This is a genomic window from Flavitalea antarctica (assembly GCF_054461535.1).
In genome coordinates, this window is record NZ_JBTLQG010000010.1 from 21,650 (window position 1) to 45,357 (window position 23,708).

Here is a 23,708-nt window from a genome sequence, read left to right on the forward strand (position 1 = left end):
TAACGTTCTCGGAAATCTGGCGCCCTATTGCACTACCGGAAACTGGCTGATCCGAAGGGTAGTGCAACCATAAGGGATCAGTGTAATGGCTTCGTCGGGCTGATCCTTCAGGTAACGGATCACTGAATAAGGAACGGGACCGGCCGCCTCGTTATACAGCTGCCATTCCGGGATGCGTTTGCCCCTCGTTGTCAAAGTTACCGGCGCCGCCTCTATACTCCAGGGGTTACCGCTTACTGCCCGGATCTTATGGAAGGTGAACAGGCTATCCATTTTTTTCATTGCATCATCTGTGATGCCATAGTTCCAGGGACTGCCCGGGCGAACTTCACGGTAGTCTCCGTACTTGTCGGTACCCGCAACGTTTTTCCAATTCTCAGTGATGCGGAGTGCATAAACAAGGGGTCCCCGCTCTACTGTTACGGATTGATTAAACAGCCTTGATGTACTGAGCTGCATCGGCAGCTGAAGTAAAATCTCATCTTTATTGGTCCACTTCCGAACCACTGGTATCACCTGCCCGCCGGCCGCCTTCATCCAGACCTGTCCGTTCACAAATATGGTGGCTTCTTTACACCAGGAGGGGATGCGCAGATAAAATGGAAAATGAACGCTTTCTTTAGCCTGGTAAGTGAACTTTATCTTGTCATCAAATGGATATTCAGTTTCTTCTATAAAGCGCACTTCCCTTCCATCAACAACTTTCAGATTAACTTCCGAAGATGCATACTGGAGTGCCGCCACACCCCCATCTGCCGACGCATGCCATAGATTCTGTACAAATTTTGGCCAGGCCTGGTGCATATTTGTGGTACAGCAAGGAAAACCAGACAGCAGTCCAAAACATTGGTCGGTACCATCGTAATTGGTAACAAAGTTCCGGTGATGACGGGTGACCATCACCTGGTTCGCCTGCTGGTAATACTGCCTGGCAGAATAGTCATCAGTGATCTGCGTTGGTAGAGCGTTGTAAGTTATCTTCTCAAGCTTATCCATCATCGCAACATCGCCTGTAATCGTCATCATGTTCTCTAGTGAGTACATCATCTCCGCAGCTGTGCAAAGTTCGGAACCAAGGTTCGGATCGTTACCCCTTGTTAATTCGTCCGCTCCATATAATCCATGTGCCTGCTGCTGGTAAGTTTGTATATCTGCAAAAGCTTTTGTTACCGCATCGAGATATTGTCTTTCAGGTTTTTGTTGATAGTAAATTACCGGCTCCTTGATGCCCTGCGCGAGGTTTACGCCATGAAATTTAAAGTGAGTAGCCAGGTGATCAGTGTTCAGAAACGTACCGGTCCAGTCGTTCGACTGCTTATGAATAAGATCTCCAAGTTCCAGCAGGAATTTTTCCCCTGTATGATTGTACAGCCAGTAAATGATCAACAAATTATCTCCTGCGCGCTGTGCCCCCCACCATGAGTAATGCCCGAGTGGTGTAGCCGGTAACGTTTTCAACTGGTAGCGTGCGTACTTCAGCATCAGGTCCATAACACGGCGGTCGCCTGTACCATCGTAGTATTGCTGGAGTACTTTGAGCATGACCATTTTCGGCCACCAGTCCCGCGCCCGGTCACGTTGAAGGCCGGGCTCAGGCGCCGGTTCCTTTTCAGGTGGTACAGGTCCAAAATAACCATCCGGCAATTGGTTGGCTATCGACCACTCTATCCATGGTTTAAGTTTTGCCAGGAGGATTTTGTCGTTTAAAATGAATGCGAGTGGTGCCAACCCATCCAGCCAGTAAGGACCCCGTTCCCAAACATCTCCGTCCCCCCCAAGCCAACCATTGCGTTTGCCTAAAACGGATGGATACAAAGAATCAAGCTGACCACACATGCCGTTTTTCATGGTCAACAAAGTCTGGTGGAGCCATCCTTTAGGTTTGATAGCGCCAAAAGGAAGCGGCAGATAGGGCTTCCTTATCAGCGGTGCCCTGTTCTGCAGGTACAACGCACGGGTGCTGTCCGGCCCCGACTGCGCAATCGAGGCGCTGTTGATGACAGTAAAAGTTATTGTTGCTATTAGTAATAAAGTTCTCATCTAGTGATTTTTGGAACTCACCAATTTAGGAAAAAGCATACCGCAACACCGCACCACAGTTGTTTTCCGTTCCGATAACGTTACCGGAATTGACCTTATCTTTGAGGGGCATGAATCGTGCTCCTACCATTAAAGATCTAGCCAGGGCGCTGAATATTTCCGTGTCGACAGTCTCAAGAGCGCTCCGGAATGCGGCGGAAATCAAACCGCATACACGTGACCAGGTTCTCAAGCTCGCGCGCGAACTGGACTATGCGCCAAATTTTATGGCTCAAAGTTTGGTCAAAAAACACACGCAAATTATCGGCGTTGTAGTTCCTTCCATCGATTCAAATTATTTTTCCGCTGCTCTAAGTGGTATGACGGATTGTGCTATTGGTGAGGACTATCACCTCATGATCTGCCAAAGCAATGAACAACAGGAAATTGAAATGAAGAGTGTCCGCAAGCTTCTTTCCTGCAACATCGATGGCCTGTTGATTTCTGTTTCGCTGCAGACACGCACCGATGAGGTTTTATGTGAAGCACGGAGAAAGAATGTACCCGTGGTGATGTTTGACAGGATTGTGCCCGGCGCCGATTGCACAAAGGTTATCGTAAACGAATATACCGGTGCCATAAGCGCAGTAGAACATCTTATAAAACGCGGTTGCCGGAACATAGCTCATATTGCCGGACCGAAGAACCTTTCTGTATCAGAAAACAGGAGACAAGGTTACCTGCATGCGCTTGCAAAACATAATATTCCTGTCCGGAACGAACTGATCGCTCATTGCAAATCCTTTGAAGAAGACGCGCTTCCGGCAGTCAGGAAAGTTCTCCAGGCAGAACCACGGCTGGATGGTATTTTTTTTGTGAATGATTTGTCAGCAATTGCAGGTATGCAATACCTGAGAAAAAAAGGTTTGAGGATTCCTGAGGATGTGAAGGTCGTAGGATTTAATAATGATAAAGTAAGTGCCGTCGTTGAGCCATCACTTACCACTGTAATGCAGCCCGGCTATGAAGTAGGTAAACTTGCGCTCGGTGTCCTCATCGATCAGCTTAAAGGGAAAGCATCTCCTAAGGAATTATTTGAGTTAAGAACCACACTCGTTGTGCGGCAATCCACTCGCTGAAGTTGATGATATGATGCCATAAGAGCGCGTTCGTTAATAACCCCGTCCCGCGCTGTTTCAGCTTTGCCTTTTTGGGTTAGTTAAAAAATACGATTAACTTTTTGTCGGTTTAAGACTTCGTCTTCCCTCGATAGGTGACCTCTGCGTCGGCCGCTAATCATTTTTGGTCAGAATAAAATGATGCATACCATCTGCCTCATGATAACGAATATGCAGGTTATGCGTATCGCAGATCTTTTTTACAATTGCTAAACCAAGCCCTGTTGAATTTTCGGCATGCTCTTTCTTCCTGCTAAAGCGCTTAAATAATTCCTGCTCATTAATAGCACCCTGTGTACTGGTGTTGCTAATCTCAAAATAACCCTGTTGGATTATGATGCGAATTATTCCCTTCGTAATATTGTATTTAATGGCATTTCCAATTAAGTTGCTTAAAAGTGAATCTGCAAGTATAGGATGAAGGTTTAACATCCAATCTTCTCTCACGTCGATTTCAACTGTTAACTGCTTATTATTAATATGTCCCTCAAACAGGCCAATGTATTTATTTGAAACCTGGGATAGGCTGACAGCTTCATGCGTGTCGTATTGATGGTTGTCAATTTTTGCGAGTAGTAGAAGTGACTGGTTAAGCTTACTCAATCGCGCAAGTGCCTCACTTGCCTGTACGATATATTCCACCTGCCTGTCATCAAGCCGCGGATCCTGTAGAAGCAATTCAAGTTTACTGTGGGCCACGGCTACAGGGGTTTGCATTTCATGGGCAGCATTTTCTGTAAACTCTTTCATGTTTAAATAATCGCGATAAATTTTGCTGCTCATTTCATTCAGGGAAGCATTCAGTTCGTTAAACTCTTCAATGTTGGTTTCTTCAAAATGTATTGCCTCCATCTTTTGCAAGTCAGCAGTACGAATCTTCTGCAATGAGCGACGGAAAGGTTTCCAGATTGATTGGCTGATTAGCCAGTTGATCAATAAAGTGAAGAGAAAAAGTACCAGGATTACCAACAACAATATCCTTGTAATATTGGCTGCCAGGGCTGTCCTTTGTTCCTGTGATTTGCGAATGGTTATCAGGTAAACAGTGCTGTTTACGCTTACTACATGCGTAAGTTGTCGGAATGTTTGTGTGCGTTTTTCCTGGGGATCGTAACCTGTAGTTGTTTCAATAGAGGGATATTTTGTGGGTTGGGCATTTACCGGTGCTACCATAAGGTCGGGTGTTCTCAAAATGAAGCTGATGCCCGCTTCTGCCTGTGAGCGCAGGTAGCGTATCCATTGTATTTCTTCCGTTACGAGTTCCTGGTCCAATCGCTCATTTAACTCTTTGCTAAAACTAGCGTACACAAAAAAGCCAGCAGCTACCACCAATGGTACCAGCGCCGCAAAAAAGAATATCGTTGTTTTGGTAAGTAGCCGCATGATCTCAAACTATATTGATGTCGGTTGATTTAATAAATCCAGCTTTGCGGCAAAGCCGTGAAGGATAGCAGCAAGGCATAAAGAAACTGGAATAATAGTGTATCGAGACACCTGCACAAATAACATTAACCATAACAATCAGCGTTCCCCAAAGATCAAATATCTGTAAACCGGTAACCGCTTCTATACACCGTTTTAATATAATCTTCGCTTCCAGCATCCAATAGTTTCTTCCGAAGGTTTTTTATTTGTGAATAGATAAAGTCGAAATTAGTTACCGCTTCATATTCATCGCCCCAGATATGCTGCGCTATGGCCGCTTTTGTAATTACACGTTTACTGTTTACCATAAAGTATTCCAATAACTTGTATTCTTTGTCTGTCAGTTCTATTGGTTTATTATTCACGGTTACACGTTGCGCTTCCGGGTCCAATTCAATTTCGTTGAATTTAACTTTTTTACTGCTACCAAAGTTTCTTCTGCGTATAATTGCATAAATCCGCGCATTTAATTCTGATAAATGAAAAGGCTTTGTGAGGTAGTCATCAGACCCGAGTTCAAGTCCCTTTAATTTATCTTCCAATGAATTTTTTGCAGAAATGATGATAATGCCTGTTTTAGATTCTATGGCTTTTAATTCCTTTACAATGTCTAATCCAGAGCCATACGGCAACCCTATATCCACTACTACACAATCATAGTCGTACATCGAAATTTTTTCAATGCCTTTCGCAAAGTTGTTTACCCCTTCTACCACGTATCCCTGTTGCTCCTGGTATTGTAGTATAGAATCGAGCAATGCAGCTTCATCTTCAATTATAAGGATCTTCATTAATTGCAATGTTGAATTACAAGTTAACACAAAAAACCCCGCCTGCATTCAGGCGGGGGAAACTAAAACCAACTGCAGTATATTATTGAATACTATTGAGATCATTCAATCCATACTGATATTCTCTCTGTGGCTGTTGGGGGTAAACGCCACTGATAATAGCACTATTGCCTGCACGTTGCAGTAATTCTTTCAATTCTTCTACCGAATACACTTTTTGGTTATTCACTTTTGTAATGATAAAACCTTCTTTTATTTTTGTTTGCTCAGTTAATATCCCTGAGCTTAAACCTTTCACCATCACACCTGAATTAATACCGATCTGTGCCGCCTTTTCCCGATCCAGTTCTTCGAATGATGCACCCAGCTTTTCAACAACCTTCTCTTTCACACTGGCATACGAACCGGTTTCGCCATTCAAAGTTCCTGAGCCTGATTTCTCCGTACCGTTACGGGTATATGAAATACTGATCTTATCACCTGGACGCCGCGCTGCAATCTTTTCTACCATTTCAGTACCTGTACTTACAGCTGCTCCATTAATCTTAGTAATGAAGTCGCCTTTTTGTACACCCGCTTGTTCTGCAGCGCTGCCTTTAGCTACATCCATTACAAACACACCTTCGCCTACCTGGACATTGTTTTGCTTACGCTGTTCAGCACTCATTTTTTCGTTTCCATACATAATCCCGAGGTATGCTCTTTTTGCACTTCCAAATTCTATTATGTCTCCTGCTATTTTCTTTACAAGACTTGAAGGAATAGCATAAGAATAACCTGCATAAGAACCTGTTGGAGACGCTATAGCGCTGTTGATGCCAATAATGTCACCATTGGTATTTACCAATGCACCACCACTGTTACCAGGGTTCACTGCAGCATCTGTTTGAATAAATGCTTCCACAGGCGAGCTGCTCTGTCTGCTATTAATACCGAGGCTGCGTGATTTAGCACTAACGATACCCGAGGTTACCGTGGTTTCAAGCCCTAAAGGATAGCCGATGGCAAGTACCCATTGCCCAAGGCGTACATTATCAGAATTAGCAAAGGCCAGGTATGGAAAATCCTTCCCTTCGATTTTTATAACGGCGAGGTCTGTACTTGGATCTCTACCAACAACCAGCGCTTTATAATCCCTTTTATTGTCGAGTCTTACCGTAATATCATCTGATCCATCTACTACGTGGTTGTTTGTTACGATGTATCCATCCGGGCTAATAAGCACTCCGGAACCGGAGCCCTGACGCTGTGGTGAAGGTGATGGTCGTTGTCCTCTTTGCTCAAACCTATCCCCAAAGAAATCTTCGAAAGGAGATCCTTCAAAACCCGGGTCTTGCTGCGACACCTGCTTTGGTTTACTGCTTACTTTTATAGATACGACTGCAGGTGCAGCTTTAGCAGCAGCCTTCTCAAAATCTACATTTGTAAGTGGATCGGGTGTATAGCTTGCCTGTTTAAAAATGGATGAGGTAGTCTGGCCGGTGGAGAACGGCTGATGTTGCTGGTATTTACTATACCCCCAAACGCTACCAACGGCGGCCGTAGCACTTACCACCACCGACATTAAAAGTTGTTTTACATTCATGGTTTATAATTTTTCTTGCATAATTTAATACTGCAAGCTTACCATCGCATTCTGTAGACATTCTGGAGGAAAGTGTAAAGAGGGAGTTAATAATGTGGTCCTCACAATGTCTGGCGGGTTGTAAAACTTCTTGTCATCTCCCGGAATTGGTCCCAAGGAGGAAAGTGGCATCCTTAGCCCATAAGAGCTATCCACATACCGTAAGTTTGAAATGTTTTTCCCTAAATTAGCCAACAAACTAACCTTGCCGGCCTGTACCGGGATTTAAAATGGCAAATATAATTTCAATTATAAGGGCGACGGAAAAAGATCACCATTCAATTGTTGAGATTGGAAAGGTATCTGTAGCAGACTCACACAAAGGCAGCTCCCCGCCAGCAGTCATGAATGAATATCTCGAAACGACTTATAACAGCACTGAAATCAAAAAAGAACTTAATGATGTAAATAACATTTACCACATTATTAATTACAATGGTAAACCGGCTGGATTTTCCAAAATTGTGATGGATGCCAAACATCCGAATATTGTGACGGAAAATGCCACGAAGCTGGACCGGATTTATCTACTCAAAGAGTTTCATGGTTTAAAGTTAGGTCTTGAGCTTTTAAACTTCAATATAGAATTATCGCGGAATAATAAGCAATGCGGTATGTGGTTGTATACCTGGATTGGTAACGAAAGAGCTACTAATTTTTATTTGAAAGCAGGATTTACGATCATAGGAAGCCACAATTTTTATGTAACCGACACGCACTATGACGTCAGCCACCAAATGTTTAAAATCTTCGTGCCTCAACTATCCAGTTCATGAACCATTTATTCAACGCTTCTGAACCGGTTAAATATGATAAACTGCAGATTAAAGGTATCAGGCAATGTGACTGTAAGGGAGAGGATTGGAATTTCTCCTCTTCAACATAATGGCAAATACGATCACCCAAAGCATGTAGGCACCAATATTGATGCGTTCCCAGATGCCTACGTAGGGTGTGGGGAGATTAGCTTCAATTCCGCGGCTTTCTTTTGCTGTCAATAGGCCAAACACTATAAAGATTAACACAATAACTACTGAAAAGATCCGGAAACCTTTTTCGAATACTGATGCGCCAAAGCCGATCATCAACAGCATCAAGACAAGATGCACAAAGGCCCAAACAAGATGGAGCGTGTCTGTAAGTGTTCCACCGCCTGCGGCAATGATTTCACGCTGGTGCATCGGCGGCCAGAAGAATCCCAGAACTGCATCGAAAAGAATAACGGCTGCAACGACCTGAAGGTTCCGGTTTCCATTGGCTGATAGACTGATACCTAACCCGAAAGCGATAAAGAGAAGGGAGTAGAATAATCCAAGCACAACCCAAAATTTGCGGGTCGGTGCCTTTATCGCCGACAGTTCACTAACTGTTTGCGAAGCACTGTCATATCCCGGGTATTCCATCAGCACCAGGATATTCATTGCTACATACCATAGCATCGCAAGAATACCGCAAATGAGTAAATTCTTCCGTAACATTTATTGAATATTCTATGGCCACAAAGCAAAATATATCAGTGCTTCCAAACAATGACTTATATCATCTTCAGGCATGATCAACCATATGCCTTAAATCCCGTTTAGCTGATTTCTGTTCACGCAGTGGAGCTGTAGATGAGCAGTTATTACGCTCATTAAAAGAAAAAGCTATCATAGGATAGCTCTTCATGATTTAGCAAGTCAGGCAATTTTACTTGTCCCAGAATATTTTCGGCGCCAATAAGGTCACTGATCCCGGAACATTTGCGCCGTTATAAGAGTATTCTGTTTGAGGGTACAACAGCCGGCGTGGCACGCCCGTGCCTGCAGCCGGTGTAAGATTGGGACTGTTATTCCTCCGCCATAATGCCCATGCTTCCGGGTTAAGGTACAGCGCTATAAATTCTTCTTCAGAAACTTTCGCAATGGCCGTTGAAACGGTTGCCGGTAAGGTTCCATTGGCAGTAATATAGCTGTTGATATCGGCAGACAGAATGTTCAATTTCTCCATATTTGCACGGATACCAGCCTGGTAAAAGTCCTGGGCAGTTGCAATATTACCGGTAGCAATAAGCGTGGCTTCTGCTTTCATAAAAAGCACTTCATCATAAGAAATGAATTCAACAGGCGCATCAATATCTCCATAATAGTCTCCCATCCCTACCCCATTTACATCGTTGTAAGCCGTATCAATATACACCGACAACCGTGGGTCATTATTAGCCAGCAACTCCATACCTAAAGTACTTTCAGCAAAAGCTATATCGGCTCTTTGCTGATTAAACTGGTACCAGGGATTTGCTGAAGTTTCAGTACTTCCGAAAGTGTATTGTGCATTGTCTGCATTACTGGTAAATGATTGCGCCAGTTCTGCTAATGCACTGTTGGCCATAGTAACATTTCCTTTACTCTGGTGAATGTATATCCGCGCTTTGATAGCATGAGCAAATTTTATCCATTTTGATGTATTACCTCCATAGATGACATCTTCTGCGCCGGGTGAATAAATATCCTGACTGGTGTTATTCAGTTGAGTGATCGCGGTATTCAACAACACTAGTATTGTATCGTATAATGCTTTGTCGCTATCGTACTTCGACTGAAGCTGGCCCTTATCACCTCTGAAAGCTTCTGAGTAAGGAAGCGCGCCCCAGGTATCAACGGCTACCTGGAGGCTGTATGCCATAAGGATCCTGGAAATACCACTATATGCATTCGATTGTTTAGCGTCTGATACCTCCATGAGCACCTTATTATTTTCCATTACAGATGTATATAGGTTGCCCCATACATTATCAAAGTCTACGGAGGTGAACGTGTAGCCGTTATAGCCCTGCGCCTGGCGGGAAAACCCTAAGGTTTGTTGTGTAATGATTGACGAAAAGCGGGAAAAATCGCCGCCAATCGTATAAGCTAAAGCTCCTTCAACAGTAGATAACATAACACCGGGAACTATGCTTGATGCTTCTGGTGCATTCGTGTTGACATTCACATCCGAAAAAAAAGATTTCTTACAGGAAGAGAATGTAAGCATCGTGAACGTCAAAACCACAAGCGATACATTTATATACTTTTTCATAATTTCTGTTTCAGGTTCAGTAATTAAAGACGCTGTTTAAAGGCCGAGGCTCAATCTTACACCCCAGCTCTTGGTGCCGGGATTGTTAAAATAATCGAGTCCCTGTCCGTTGGCCGGACCTGCAAGGCTGGTTTCCGGATCTACCCCGGTATAATCTGTCCATAACTTCGGGTTGTTGGCAAACAACGTAATCCCCAAATTGGAGATACGAGCTTTTTGCAGCCATGCCCTTGGGAATTCATATCCGAGACTTATCTGGCGTATCCTCACAAATGATGCATCTTCAACACTTGGTTCAGCCGGTCCGATAAAGCTGCTTCCCACATTTTGCCAGTAGTATTGATTATAGGTTGTAGCAACGTTATTTGGTGCCCCCGGCTTGGGATTTTCTGTAACACCGTCTGGCGCAAAATGCACTACGTTTCCGTTAGCATCAAGGTGTCCCAACACACCCTCAAAGGTTACAGGCATGTTCCTGTTTGATGTTTCCGCTGATGTTCCAAAGTAAGACATGGCGCCCCTTGTACCGTTCCATATATCACCGCCCTGCCTCACATCAACCTGGAATCCAAATGTGATCGTTTTGTACCGAAGTGTACTGATGGCCGAACCCGTCCAATCAGGATTAATATCTCCGATTGGTGCGTTCTGTGTACTTACTATCGGCATACCATAACCCGGATCAGATTTATTGTCATTGATCAATAACGGACTGTTCTTATCATTGGGATCCACGCGCTGGTAAACGCTGCCATAGATCTGGCCAAAGGCTTTACCGGCGATAGCGTCAATTTCACCATTCTGGAAACCCGCTATCAAAACTTTTGGAACGCCTTCTGCCAGAGCAACAACTTCGTTTACGTTACGGGCCCAGTTAAAATTCAGGTCCCACTGGAAATCGCCGCTTTTAATGGGCGTGGTGTTCAGCGTAACTTCAAAACCATTGTTCGTAATGGTTGCTGCATTCAATAGTTGTGAAGCGAACCCGGTTGAATATGCAATAGGCACAGTAAGAATTACGTCGGTTGATTTGGAGTAATAATAGGTGGCGTTCAGCGTTACCCTGCTATCTAACAAACCAAGGTCAGCGCCTACTTCGTAAGAATTTGTTTTTTCAGCTTTGAGATTCGGATTACCAATCACAGAAATAGTAGAACTATATTGATAACCTGCATTTCCATCAATGGGGAATTGAATGCCGGTAGTAAATCCATCATTTATGGTAGCGCCGCTAAAATAGGTTTGGAGTCCCTGCATAGGTGCGTCTTTACCTACCTGGGCAAAAGATGCTCTCAGTTTACCATAAGCTAACACATTACTGGAAAGAGCTGGCAGCTTGGTGAATTCCCAGGCTAAGCTTGCCGAAGGATAAAAGAAGCTATTATTCTGTTCCGGGAGTGTTGACGATGTTTCACGACGACCTGTTAACGTGAGGAACAACATGTTCTTATAATCAAGATGTGCTTCTCCATAAAAAGCCATGGTGCGTTTTCTTTGCTCCGATTCATCATTTGTATAAGACGAAGCGTTAGACATGTCCAAAAAATTAGGCAGTACAAATGTGGACCCATGTGCAAGTCGCGCCTGGTTGCGCAGCGTAAAATAGTTGTGTCCAACTAACAGCGAACCGGAAAAGTTATCATTGAACGTCTTCTTCATATTCACTGTGAAATCTGAATTAAACTGCTCGTTATAATAATTGAGGAGGTGAATAGCGCCTGCCGGAAACGCATTCGAATATATATCATACGCGTTCTTAGCTTTTTGAGAGTAAACGTCACCACCTAACCGATAATTGAAAGTTATCCAATCCGCGGCCTGGTAAGAGGCCTGTCCAAAACCATATACACGATTAACATCCTCATGAAAGGGAATACGGTTAATGGTCCAATACGGATTATCATATCCGGCACTGCCGCGATAGGTCCGTTGTTCGCCGTTCGGCTGCAGATAGGAAGCTGAATTGCTTACTGCGTCCTCTCCCAGACCATAAGAGTTATCGAAGGTTGTAGGCGTACGCAATAATCCAAGCATTATACTGGATGTATTGGAACCTTGTTGGATCTTATCGTTAGCAGATCTGACATAGTTTACGCCGGCAGATACACTAAGTCTGTCGGTCAGGGCTGATTGACCACTAACACCAATAGTTGTTTTGTCATATTCGGAGTTTGGAATTACCCCGGTTTGATGTATGTTACCCAGCGACAATCTAAAACCCGTCTTTGCGTTTCCCCCCGACAAGGCGATGTTATTATTAAAGGTTTGACCTGTTTGAAAAAAATCATAGACATCGTAAGCATACACCGGAATCTTTCCGGCGGGGTTCGACTTGCCCACTATATTTCCATGAGGATCCCAGATATTAGTAACACCATCCCATAATAAGGTATCGATCGCAGGACCCCAGGTAAGTCTCCGGTCCGCACCACCTGTCGGTCCCTGGTAAACACCGCTACCTCCCTGGGCATACAGGTTTTGCCTTCCTGGTAGTTGACTGACCCTGTCAAAAGTTACGGAGGAAGTAAATGAAACGGTCAGACCTCTTTTGCCGGAACCGCCTTTTTTTGTGGTAATGATCAATGCTCCGCTGGCCGCCTGTATTCCGTATAAAGCCGTAGCCGCGGGTCCTTTTAATAATGTTACTGATTCAATATCGGCGGGATTAATATCAACGCCCCTGTTGGTAGGTTGAACCCCACCGGTTAGATTGCTATTTGCGCCGGATACATTGGCTGTTGCAGATGTTGCATCATAGTTGTTAATAGAGTTATCGATAGGCACGCCATCCACAATCATTAAGGGCTGGTTATTACCTGTTACAGAAGTTACTCCACGCAAGCGCATATAAGTACCACTACCAGGTTCACTTCCACTGTTGATAACCGTTAACCCGGAAGCTTTTCCATTAAGTTCACTTAACACGTTTCCGGTGCCTGATTTATTAATCTGGTCATCATTAATTACCTGCGTGGCTGTAGCCAATTGTCTTTTTTCTCTTTTAATTCCTAATGCGGTTACCACAACTTCGTTTAGGGTGTTGGAAGCTGGTTGGAGCGTGATACTAAAGTCGGTGGAATTAGAAACTTCAATGGTTTTAGGGTCATATCCTACGGCGCTGACTGTAAGATTTGTATTGGGCGGAACACTTAGCCGAAACGACCCATCCGACGTAGCCATTGTTCCTCTTTTTGCTCCCTTAAAACTTACAGAAGCGCCTGGGATAGGAACTCCGAACGTATCGACTACTTTACCGGTAATTTCCCGATTCTGCGCGTTTGCCAGCATACTGTAGAAAATCGACAGCACCAGCAAGGTTAAAAATTTTCTCATGCCAATTTCATTTAGTTTTTTAAAAGCGAGATGGTGAATATGTAAAACAATTACTTAGGCGATGCTTACATCGCGTTCGATGAATACAGAATGCCGGATACAGGTTTCATCGGCAGTTATAGTCAATAACTATTACTGCATACATGACCCTTCGATAGCCCTCGGGCTAAAGAATGCGTATCAAATACATTCAATGTTTTTGGAAGATGTCTCATGTTAAGAAAGTATTCAAAACAAATACTTTCGCGTTAAGGAGCTCTGATTCGCAGTTGTTAATTGGGCTTGATTCAACCACGAAAATTTGGGCGTTGTTGCCCTATCAAAAGACAAGGCAAATTATGCCTTTGCTGCATTTCCGTTAAAAAATTCTTAAAGATTTTTATACGATATGATTTATGCTTTAAACTTTTCTTGTTGTTACCAACACTAATAGAAGCAGGAAAAGAGTAGGTCTCATGCTTTTACTTAGGGTTCGCAGCGAAACCTGGATTTTGGAGTAGGGAAACTTATCATGGTCATTACTATGGCAGGTTTCCCGATCCTGGTATGCGCACTGCAGCAAATCCGGGACATGGGTCCTGACAAACTTTTGCGTTTAATCATCAAGCCATGAAACAGAATAAACGGCGAAGATGCGAAATGGTCCAGGTTCTGAATGCTGAAATTTTCCGTCACGCAGTAATTGGTAAGCATTCTCAAAATCGGCTAACAAACAATGCTTATTAGCAGGGATCGTGTTGGCCAACAAATTACATGACAGAGGAGAGCACTCAGCAGAATTTCCCTGGGAGAATGTTACAATGTCATATCCTTCCAGATTTTTTGACTCAGGAAGTTGAATGTCCGTTGTAAACGAATCTTCAGGAGCGAAGGGCTTCCATTCATCATTGTCATCAAATTCCAAAGGATACACCTCGTAATAAAAAAGTTTAGTTTCACTTAAGTCAACAGAATCTTCTTTTGCGATTTGTTGAATGATTTGTGGCGAATCAAAAAACCAGTAACCGTTGTGTTTCCAGGATGGAATATAATCAGCGAAGTTTTTCGACATACAACCACTGACTGAGTAAATATCCACTATATCTGTATTCTCAAAACCTTCGGGTCTGCTGAGTATCCTTTTAGACATGTACCCGACGGGCATCATTGTACTCTCCATTGAAAACGAGTTTAGGATGGTTGTCATAACTCCAATTTACTAAAAAAGAAAAAGATTCATACTATTTGCTTATGTCGAATAAACTAAAATTACCTTGCCGATTGGAGATGTGTTTGAAGGGCTATTGCTTTCCTGAGAAGATGATTTAACAAGCAGTAAATTTTATGGTAAGATTAAGGCCGGGATAGTCTCCAGTTCTAACTCCGAGGAAATGATAACAAACGGCTGAGCTCCAACTTACGGGATCACATAACCCTTTATGTAGTGAACATAACCTTACCGGGAACTTATACAATGGGCACTTCCCCGGTATCAGCCGGAGATAAATATGTCTCCGCAACTTTTGAGATCGGAAACGCATTACTAGATACTGATTATGAAGTTTTTTTCGTTAAACCTCCTCCACCCCGGTCTGGAACAATGACTATAGATGAACTTACTGCCAACTCGATAAGAGGTAGCTTTAGTATGACATGCGTCGGCCGTACCGGCACTGTAGAGGTAACTAATGGAACCTTTAAAGGAATACTTTAAACAAATTTGTCAGTGCTCTGCTTATAAGTTCAAGTTGTTTTTTAAGTTTAAAGTCAACAATCTATAGCCGGAGCTTGTTACCACATTTTGCGGAACTTTGTCAAAATGGAAATGGAACAGCTCTCCCTGGTAATTCAGCAGATGATCACGATATCAGCAGATGAACTAACCACATTGCTGCAGCAGTGTATTACCAAAACTTTTAAAAGACAGGAGACACTCAGCCGGCCAAACGCCATACCTAATGAGATCTTCTTCATAAACAAAGGGATTATCCGGGTAACCATCACAGGCAATGACGGCGTTGAACACACTATTCACTTTGCATTGGAAAACCAATTTATTGCAGACTATTCCTGTTTTATACTAAGGGAACGATCCCTCTATACATTACAGTCGATAGAAGATACAGAGGTTGTTATTATGCCACGATCAGCCATCGAATGGGGATACAATAATTTACAACAGGGAGACAAGTTAGGAAGACTTATTGCTGAATATTATTTCATCTACCAGGACAAGCGGATCAGGAATTTATATGCACGAACACCGAAAGAAAGATACGATAGCATAACTGATGTATTTCCCAATATACACAACCGTGTACCTCAACATATGATAGCATCCTACCTTGGCATCAGTCCTGTACATCTTAGCCGCCTGAAGAAAGCGGCAATTAAAAAAGTATAAACATTTGTTATCGTCCGGCCGCTCAGCTTCATGTTAGCTTTGCTGAAACCTTTTAATGACTCAGCCAGGCATTAAATGGCACAACCCATTTACAAATTCTCAAAAGATAACACATGAAACTTTCTAACGCAGAAAAGAGCAGGCTAAGACAGAATTATGGCGATTGGGCAATTGTTACCGGTGCATCCTCAGGAATCGGGCTTGAATTGGCGGAACGTTTGGCCGAAGCGGGATTAAATCTCGTGATCATTGCAAGGGATGTGAACAAATTAAAGGAAGTCGAAATCGGGCTGAAAGCAAAATATGATGTTGATATAAAAGTAATTGCTGCCGATGTTTCACTGTCAGAGGGAATTGAGAAAATCATCCGGTCGACACAAGATCTGAATGTGGGACTGCTTGTTGTTTCCGCAGGCTATGGGACTTCAGGCTTATTCATTTACTCCTCGTTACATGTCGAAGTAAATATGCTGAAAGTAAATTGTGAAGCCTTGCTTTCCATTACGCATTATTATAGCCAGAAATTTTCCGCTAAGAAACGTGGGGGGATCATTCTCATGAGTTCAATGGTAGCGTTCCAGGGAGTCCCTTATTCAGCAAATTATGCTGCCACCAAGGCCTATGTTCAATCATTAGCCGAAGCACTGGCTGTTGAATTAAAACCATACAATGTGGATGTATTGGCAGCATCGCCGGGCCCCGTGTCAACAGGCTTTGGAAAAAGAGCAAACGTGAAAATATCGATGTCGTTAAAGCCTTCGCAAATAGGCGTACCTATATTAAAAGCGTTGGGAAGAAAAACAACCGTCTTGCCCGGATTGCTCACCAAAATACTGGTCTATTCACTAAGGACCGTGCCAAGGTGGGGGAAGATAAAAATTATGCAAAACGTAATGGGTGGCATGACCGTACATCAACGAGTGTAGAACAGAAAATACTGCCGGTTTATCAATCCCCACGGATCGGACTGCTCGAAACGCACATCTGTTATCATAGTATCAACCGGAAAAATACAAATCAAATCTTGCTCCTTTTCCAGGTTCAATGCTTGCAACTACAGCCGGCACTATGGTTAGTCAAAGTCAAAGAGGTCGCCTAAAAACCCACCGCGCTTCTTCCTATACGGGCTGCCTTTCTCATAATGTCGACCTTTATCATAATTGTCAGGATAATAGTTGTCCTCCCTCCGGGTATTTTCATAATCCCTGGACCCGGACGGTTCAGCTTTGTCAATAATTTTATCCAATTCACCTTTGTCGAGCCACACACCGCGGCATTTAGGACAGTAGTCAATCTCAATTCCATGCCGTTCGGTGATCAACAGTGTTTCTTCGCAGTTTGGACATTTCATCCCGCTAATATTTTAGTTTAAATGCTATGTTCGCGCGACAAATTTACAGCTAAATAGTAAAATGATGGCGCTACCATCCAGGACGGCTTTTGACAAAATCGGGAAATAAATCGCCATACCTACATAAGCACATTGCTGCGGATATCTCAAAAAAGATAAAATCTACAAAAGATTCGATAATTTAGAAATAATCGGTAGTAAGCAGGTTAGTAGATTGTACATCTTAGGATTTGAAGTGTTTTCAAACAGTAAATCTTTTGTATGAAGATCGTTTATCTGGTATTGCTTAGTCTCACCTTGCACTCCGATATCCGGAGCCAGGTCCCGCAGGAGATAGCGCGCAGCACAACTAAATCCATTACAGATAAACCAGCCACTCAGAACGGAACCGGGCGTTTCGAAACCAAAACCATATATGCCCTGTTGGACTCAGCAAATCGCCTTGGATCCAGGTTTGATCCCAGGCATCCTGAGCACAAGCGGGCGATTGATTACCTGGACAAAGCAATCAGGCTGAGCGCCATTAAAAAACTATCCAAAGAAGAATACCAGGCAGGTATCAGCAAACTGGAGATTTATTATGTCACCGGGCTTGTTGGTGAAATGGAACTAATGCTCCAAAAATCCTCCGATTCCTTAAAAGCTGAAGTAGCGAGAAATATAAGCCGGTATTATAACGATAATGTACACACTCATAAACAACCAAACAAGGCAATTGAATATGCAAATCTATCTTTAAAGGTTAGCCAGGCGATAAAGGATGTGCAACGCCAGATAAACGCTAATAATCAAATTGGATACGTTTATAGCCAGAATGGCCGGTTACGCGAAGCCGAGGACAGTTATCTTGAAAGTGTCAGGCTCTCGGGAACCGGCAGATATGAGCATGTTGCTCAGATGTATGCCTTTCTGGCAAGGATTGCATCCTGGCGCGGCAATATAAACAGGGGCATCCGTTATCTTATGCAGGCATTGCAATACCTGGGTAACGAGGATGATTATGCGAAACCTACCATTTATATACTGCTGGGGAAATATTATTATGATCTGAACGACTATGAAAAAAGCCTGGCCTACCTGGCTATTGCCAGGCCAATGGTTCTGAAGCAGCCTAACAAAGATCTGAGGTATTCGCTGGCAGCCGCATCAGCAAGACCATTGCTAAAGCAGGGAAAACCCACGGAAGCCAAGGCTCTCTGGGAGGAATCCCTGGCAGGCAATCCGCCGGTGACACCCTGGATGAAATTCAAAATGAATTTAAGTATTGGCATAATAAATACTGCCCTGGGCGAATATGAACTGGCCAAAAGCTCGCTCGCCACATCATTGGCGCTAAGTAACAATGCTTCTGACTCTGCGGAAATAGAGCAGGCATTTGCGGAATTGTATTTTAGCATGGGCGACTTTCAAAAGTGTAAAAGCTATCTTTCAGAAATATTCAATAAAGATATGCCTTCATCGGCGCAGGCTACCGCACACCTGCTGGCGTTTCGTGCGGATTCTGCACTGCGCAATTTCGAAGCGGCAATGGTGAACCTTCATAAAGGCAAAATATTATCGGACTCGATCAACGCAGTGGAGAGGCGTAATGAGCTTGAAGATTACCGGATTCAAAATGAAACAGAAAGGTTCCGCCAAAATGTTTTGCTAAAGGACCGGGAAATATCTATACTTGAAACACAAAAGCAACTGCAGGAAAGAGCGTTTACAACAAACCGGCTTAATTTCCTTCTCGAAGGCAAACAAAAAGAGAACCATCTTCTCCGGCTTAAGGCGGAGACCTTTGAAAAAGACAAAAGCCTGCTTCAGCAACAGCGTAATATTGATAACCTGCGGAATGATAATCTGAAAAGGGAATCAAACCTGGCCCGGGCCAATTCAATAAAAAATTTCACGCTCGCTTTTGTTATTTTGCTCCTCGCATTGGTGATTCTGCTTTACAAACAATATCGTTCAAAACAACTGGCCAATGCGATCATCAGGAGTAAGAACGATGCGCTGGAAAAGCTTGTACACGAGAAGGAATGGCTTTTAAAGGAAGTTCATCACCGCGTCAAAAATAATCTCCAGACGGTAGTCAGTTTACTGGAATCGCAGGCAGTTTATCTGACTAACGAAGCCCTCGAGGCGAATCAAAATAGTAAGAACCGGGTCTATGCGATGTCGCTGGTACATCAAAAACTGTATATGACCGAAAACATGACTTCCATCCAGGCAGATAACTACCTGCAGGAGCTTATCAATTATCTTAAGGACAGCATGGTTGTCAATAATATTTCTTTCAAAGTCCGGTTGTGCAATCTGCAACTGGAAGTCTCGCAGGCAATAGCCCTTGGCCTGATATTAAACGAGGCACTTACTAATATCATCAAATATGCTTTTCCACTGCGCCGGAATGATGCCGTTGTAAATATCATGCTGTCTAAAATTTCAAATGATGAAGTACAGCTGGTAATTGAGGATAATGGCATTGGGTTCTCTACGAACGCATACGCAAATCAACAGCCGAGCTTAGGGTTGACACTCATGAAAGGCCTGAGCCAGGATCTGACAGGCACGATCAAAATAGAATCGGGAAATGGTACAAAGATATCCCTGAGATTTTCACCTAAAGAGCCGCATGTGTCTGTCGATAAACTTCCCGGAACATTATCGCAGGCCCAGGCTCAGCTGGTAAGAAGAAGCGAAGTTGAACTGACTGACCATCTGTAACACTTTTCACGAACACAGGCCTTTCGGTGTCATCGGGCGGTGGCGGCAATGAAGCTATGGATATATTGAGCCGTTAGGACCGGGTATTGACTCTGTGGACCATGGCCGGCACGGGGCAACATCACAATCTGAAGATTTGGGTTTTTTCTGGTTTGTTCATACCAGGTTTCGATCGGAAACACAATATCATGCTCACCCGAAACCGCGAGCATCGGTAACTTCCCTTTCAGCAAATTTTCTTTCGCCTTCACGTCTGAGTTGTAAACTTCTACGGTTGCAAAATATTTGGCGAATTTTTCAGGAGTTACATAATGGCTGGTGTCTGTTTTTCTTTCCCGCACCCGGTTATGATAAAGCTTTGCGGCTTCCCTGCTATCGGCATACTTTGGTTCAAAAAATAAGATTATTTCATCATCAAAATCATTCACCGGTTTTAGTGCCCGCTCAAAGAAGATCTTCTCGGGTTTGAGATTATTACCAATAGGTCCGGAACCGAGGAGTATTAGTTGAGTGACAAGATCCGGATGAGTCCCTGCGTATACCTGCGCAACCTTACCTCCATGCGACCAACCGATCAACGAAAACTGCCTGAAGCCCAGGGCTGATGAGAGATCTGTTATGTCATCAAGTTCCCGGAGTGAATCCTTTTCGTTTGGTAATGAGGAAAGGCCGATACCAGAATAATCAAAGGTCACAACAGTATAATGTTTTGCAAGTTCGTCGAGGAAAAGCGGATCCCAATCATCAAGTATTCCACGAAACCTGTTGCACAATATCATTGGTTCGCCTGAACCAATTTTGCGATAAGCAATACGTCTGCCATCCTTTTCAAGATATTTCGTTGTGCTGGATATTGCAGGTTCACTTGGTTGTTGACCTTTCTTTCCTGAGCTGGTTGTACCTGCTTCGTGTTCCGCGCTTGCAGTATCCGCGTCAGCTGATGCACCAGCAGTTGAAGAATTTGTCTCTGACGCAGATCGCCCATCAGAACATGCACCTGTAAAAACCAATACCCCTACAAAGAGAAGGCTAACATGGATTACTTTTTTAAGATAAATAACAAACATAACAATGATTTTAAAAGTGATTGATACCTACCGGTTCAGCAAGCTGTTAATGAGCCGGGGCAGGAAGATGATTTACAAACAGCCTGTATATCTGAACGCAAATTCAGAAAGAAGTACGTTCAATAAAATAGACTGATACGCAAAACTGTTGTAGATGTTAGCCTTCATCCCGGCAATCCGTTGCGTTTACCTTTGTAACTGGTCTTTCAATAATTAACGAAATATCGTTATCGGTTATTTGGACACCTCAACATAACTGATTGACAACAAACCATTTAAAACCGGGCACGGGGATTGGTTTAGAAGTGTGCTGAATCTACCAATACTAGACTTGTAATCAATAACTCCCATAATATGAATATCCGAAGTCAAGCATCCCCGGCCGTAAAACATCCTTTCCATATTCAGCTGGTGAACCAGGAAAACCCCTGGCCGCTGAACGATACCACCCACAGGTTAAACAACTATGAAATGATCTGGCTTGAAGATGGAGCAATGAGTATCGATGTAAATCTTAAGACGTTTGAAACGAAGAAAAAAACAATTTCCCTGCTGGCTCCCGGGCAGATCCGGAAACTTAAATTTTCTAACCTGCTTAAGGCGGTATATTTTCAGTTACCAGCCGATTTCTTTTACCAGCTTTCTTCGCAGATAAGATTTCCTGCAATAACACCAGATTTTCATCATCTTGGACGGCTCTGGCAAATTCAACTCACAGATAGTGCACAGGACGAACTGAAAGAAGTTTTTTTTAAAATGTATAATGAATTCCTGGGTTGTCATGAATCCCGGAATCAACTTCTCACCGGATGGTTAAAAATATTCCTGCTATATGTAGCCCGGAACATAAGCAGTCATGAAGAAGCCGGTCACACAAGCCGCGACACCGAACTTGCCCGCCGGTTTATGGAGCTTGTGAGTAAGGATTTCATTACAAAAAAAATGGTCTCAGAGTATGCGGGTGAATTGTTAGTGACACCCAATTATCTTAACCAGATCGTCAAAAGGGTTTCCGGCTTTCCGGCCAGTCATCATATACAGCAATACGTTATTATGGAAGCAAAGAGACAAGCCACCCAATCATGCCGGAGTATGAAAGAAATCGCTTACGACCTGGGCTTTGACGATCTCGCCCATTTCAGTAAATTTTTCAAAAGCAAATCAGGAATCAATTTCAGCAGCTTTAAGAAAAGCGCAATACACGGATGAATTTAAACTGAAACTCATCAAATTTATTTATTTTGGAGAAGATTGTTGCCACGGATGTAACCCGATTACATAATCCTTCAAACTTCTCCATCAACATGAAGAACAAAGTTCTGATCGTCGAAGATCAGTTTATTGAGGCAAACAATCTGCAAATGATACTCGAACGTGCCGGCTACGATGTTTGTGGCATTGCACGTTCCGTTCCGGTTGCTTTAACATTGATCGATGAGGAAACCCCGGGATTAGTGCTACTGGATATTTATCTACAGGGAAATCTTACGGGTATTGATCTTGCAAAAGTTTTAAGACAGCGGGACATTGCATTCGTATACCTGTCGGCTAATTCCAATAAAGAGACGCTTGAGGCAGCAAAGGCTACGCGGCCATACGGCTTCCTGGTAAAACCTTTCCGTGAGAAGGACGTACTCATCATGCTTGAAATTGCCCGGTATCTTCATGAAAGGAGCCTTGACAATATGGTCAGGGAAGGGCGGACGCAACCGGTGAAACGTAAAAGCGAAACCGGAATCAGTGAGGACAACTTTTTTGGGATCATAGGCCGGAGTTCAGGCCTGAAGCTTGTTATAGACCATTTGGCTATCGTTGCTCCAACGGACACATCGGTGCTGATACTCGGAGAAAGCGGCACAGGTAAGGAGCGTATTGCGGACTGCATCCATGAGCTGTCGCCACGAAAAAAGCAACCATTTATTAAGATCAACTGTGCCGCTTTGCCCGCGACACTTATCGAATCTGTACTTTTTGGTCATGAAAAGGGTGCGTTTACCGGCGCAACCGAGAGAAGGCGGGGTAAATTTGAACAGGCTCATAAAGGGACCATCTTCCTCGATGAAATTGCTGAAATGACACCCGACCTGCAGGTAAAACTGCTTCGCACTTTACAGGAAAAAGAAATCGAAAGGGTCGGCGGCAATGAAACAATAAAAGTTGATGTAAGGATCATAGCAGCCACCAACCGAAATCTTGAAAAAGAGGTTGCTGAAGGACGGTTCAGGATGGATCTGTATTACCGGCTGAATGTCTTCCCGCTGAACATTCCTCCGCTGCGTGAAAGACCTGAAGATATTCCGCTGTTAGCAAAACACTTCGTCGAACACTACTCGAAAAAACTTGGTAAGCCTTTACTGGCCATTACTGATCATGTGCTCCAGGAATTAATGCGGTTCAATTGGCCGGGCAATGTACGTGAACTGGAACATGTGATCGAGCGCACTGTGCTGTTAGCACAGGATACCACCATTAAGCAAGTAGCGCTTCCTGCATCATCATCACATAACAGTTTAAGTAAGGCTTCTCCCGCCGCGCATTATCCGGGAGAAGGCAAAAATCATGAAGATTCCGAAGATCGGTCTGCCGGCAAAATAAAAACCATCGAAGAAAACGAGCGGGACTATATCATTGAAGTACTACGTAGATGTGGTGGGAAAATCTCCGGAAAAGGCGGAGCTGCAGAACTCCTGGGATTGAATGTAAACACCCTGAACTCAAGAATCAAAAAGCTTGGGATCTTCAAATCAAAGACGATCCTATAGCAGGAG

18 protein-coding genes are annotated in these 23,708 nt (G+C 43.5%); 8 read left to right on the top strand and 10 right to left on the bottom strand.

Annotation, left to right across the window (positions count from 1 at the left end):
• Window positions 1-24: 24 nt before the first annotated feature.
• Window positions 25-2,040, bottom strand: coding sequence for a beta-L-arabinofuranosidase domain-containing protein (locus ACX0G7_RS11705; RefSeq protein WP_458923656.1), 2,016 nt, complete (start codon window positions 2,038-2,040; stop codon window positions 25-27).
• 110 nt (window positions 2,041-2,150) lie between these two features.
• Between ACX0G7_RS11705 and ACX0G7_RS11710 the strand changes: the two genes are divergently transcribed.
• A complete protein-coding gene (locus tag ACX0G7_RS11710) occupies window positions 2,151-3,158 on the top strand; it encodes a LacI family DNA-binding transcriptional regulator (protein ID WP_458923657.1) in 1,008 nt (335 codons plus the stop codon).
• 153 nt (window positions 3,159-3,311) lie between these two features.
• Here the strand turns inward: ACX0G7_RS11710 and ACX0G7_RS11715 are convergent, their stop codons facing one another.
• The 3 genes from ACX0G7_RS11715 to ACX0G7_RS11725 form a co-directional block, all read right to left on the bottom strand.
• Complete coding sequence (locus ACX0G7_RS11715; RefSeq protein WP_458923658.1) at window positions 3,312-4,580, bottom strand: sensor histidine kinase; 1,269 nt, start codon at window positions 4,578-4,580, stop codon at window positions 3,312-3,314.
• A gap of 155 nt (window positions 4,581-4,735) precedes the next feature.
• Complete coding sequence (locus ACX0G7_RS11720) at window positions 4,736-5,413, bottom strand: response regulator transcription factor (protein ID WP_458923659.1); 678 nt, start codon at window positions 5,411-5,413, stop codon at window positions 4,736-4,738.
• Window positions 5,414-5,495: 82 nt separating this feature from the next.
• Entirely contained in the window at window positions 5,496-6,998 is a 1,503-nt protein-coding gene (locus tag ACX0G7_RS11725; RefSeq protein WP_458923660.1) for a trypsin-like peptidase domain-containing protein, read from the bottom strand.
• Between the two features lie 269 nt (window positions 6,999-7,267).
• Here ACX0G7_RS11725 and ACX0G7_RS11730 point away from each other — a divergent pair, with 269 nt between their 5' ends.
• Entirely contained in the window at window positions 7,268-7,813 is a 546-nt protein-coding gene (locus ACX0G7_RS11730; protein ID WP_458923661.1) for a GNAT family N-acetyltransferase, read from the top strand.
• Between the two features lie 57 nt (window positions 7,814-7,870).
• Here the strand turns inward: ACX0G7_RS11730 and ACX0G7_RS11735 are convergent, their stop codons facing one another.
• The 4 genes from ACX0G7_RS11735 to ACX0G7_RS11750 form a co-directional block, all read right to left on the bottom strand.
• Window positions 7,871-8,515 carry a DUF998 domain-containing protein gene (locus ACX0G7_RS11735; protein WP_458923662.1) on the bottom strand — a complete coding sequence of 215 codons (645 nt, stop codon included), beginning with the start codon at window positions 8,513-8,515 and terminating at the stop codon, window positions 7,871-7,873.
• 211 nt (window positions 8,516-8,726) lie between these two features.
• The gene (locus ACX0G7_RS11740) at window positions 8,727-10,094 is read right to left on the bottom strand and encodes a SusD/RagB family nutrient-binding outer membrane lipoprotein (RefSeq protein ID WP_458923663.1); all 1,368 of its coding nucleotides are present in this window, start codon (window positions 10,092-10,094) and stop codon (window positions 8,727-8,729) included.
• A 36-nt stretch (window positions 10,095-10,130) separates the two neighbouring features.
• Window positions 10,131-13,427, bottom strand: coding sequence for a SusC/RagA family TonB-linked outer membrane protein (locus ACX0G7_RS11745; protein ID WP_458923664.1), 3,297 nt, complete (start codon window positions 13,425-13,427; stop codon window positions 10,131-10,133).
• 595 nt (window positions 13,428-14,022) lie between these two features.
• Complete coding sequence (locus ACX0G7_RS11750) at window positions 14,023-14,613, bottom strand: hypothetical protein (protein WP_458923665.1); 591 nt, start codon at window positions 14,611-14,613, stop codon at window positions 14,023-14,025.
• Window positions 14,614-14,850: 237 nt separating this feature from the next.
• On the opposite strand from ACX0G7_RS11750, the gene ACX0G7_RS11755 reads away from it, so the two are divergent.
• The 3 genes from ACX0G7_RS11755 (at window position 14,851) to ACX0G7_RS11765 (ending at window position 16,736) form a co-directional block, all read left to right on the top strand.
• A complete protein-coding gene (locus ACX0G7_RS11755; RefSeq protein WP_458923666.1) occupies window positions 14,851-15,120 on the top strand; it encodes a hypothetical protein in 270 nt (89 codons plus the stop codon).
• A gap of 111 nt (window positions 15,121-15,231) precedes the next feature.
• Window positions 15,232-15,810: a Crp/Fnr family transcriptional regulator gene (locus ACX0G7_RS11760; protein WP_458923667.1), complete on the top strand. Its 579-nt coding sequence runs from the start codon at window positions 15,232-15,234 to the stop codon at window positions 15,808-15,810.
• Window positions 15,811-15,923: 113 nt separating this feature from the next.
• Entirely contained in the window at window positions 15,924-16,736 is an 813-nt protein-coding gene (locus ACX0G7_RS11765) for an SDR family NAD(P)-dependent oxidoreductase (protein ID WP_458923668.1), read from the top strand.
• A 146-nt stretch (window positions 16,737-16,882) separates the two neighbouring features.
• Here the strand turns inward: ACX0G7_RS11765 and ACX0G7_RS11770 are convergent, their stop codons facing one another.
• Window positions 16,883-17,161 (bottom strand): TFIIB-type zinc ribbon-containing protein, encoded by a 279-nt coding sequence (locus ACX0G7_RS11770; RefSeq protein WP_458923669.1) that lies wholly within the window; start codon window positions 17,159-17,161, stop codon window positions 16,883-16,885.
• A 261-nt stretch (window positions 17,162-17,422) separates the two neighbouring features.
• On the opposite strand from ACX0G7_RS11770, the gene ACX0G7_RS11775 reads away from it, so the two are divergent.
• The gene (locus ACX0G7_RS11775) at window positions 17,423-19,873 is read left to right on the top strand and encodes a tetratricopeptide repeat-containing sensor histidine kinase (RefSeq protein WP_458923670.1); all 2,451 of its coding nucleotides are present in this window, start codon (window positions 17,423-17,425) and stop codon (window positions 19,871-19,873) included.
• A gap of 29 nt (window positions 19,874-19,902) precedes the next feature.
• Here ACX0G7_RS11775 and ACX0G7_RS11780 read toward each other — a convergent pair whose 3' ends face one another.
• Window positions 19,903-20,940 carry an alpha/beta fold hydrolase gene (locus tag ACX0G7_RS11780; protein ID WP_458923671.1) on the bottom strand — a complete coding sequence of 346 codons (1,038 nt, stop codon included), beginning with the start codon at window positions 20,938-20,940 and terminating at the stop codon, window positions 19,903-19,905.
• A 354-nt stretch (window positions 20,941-21,294) separates the two neighbouring features.
• On the opposite strand from ACX0G7_RS11780, the gene ACX0G7_RS11785 reads away from it, so the two are divergent.
• Both ACX0G7_RS11785 and ACX0G7_RS11790 read left to right on the top strand, forming a co-directional pair.
• Window positions 21,295-22,149, top strand: a complete 855-nt coding sequence (locus tag ACX0G7_RS11785) for a helix-turn-helix domain-containing protein (RefSeq protein ID WP_458923672.1) — start codon at window positions 21,295-21,297, stop codon at window positions 22,147-22,149.
• A 95-nt stretch (window positions 22,150-22,244) separates the two neighbouring features.
• Complete coding sequence (locus tag ACX0G7_RS11790; RefSeq protein WP_458923673.1) at window positions 22,245-23,702, top strand: sigma-54-dependent transcriptional regulator; 1,458 nt, start codon at window positions 22,245-22,247, stop codon at window positions 23,700-23,702.
• Window positions 23,703-23,708: the final 6 nt, after the last annotated feature.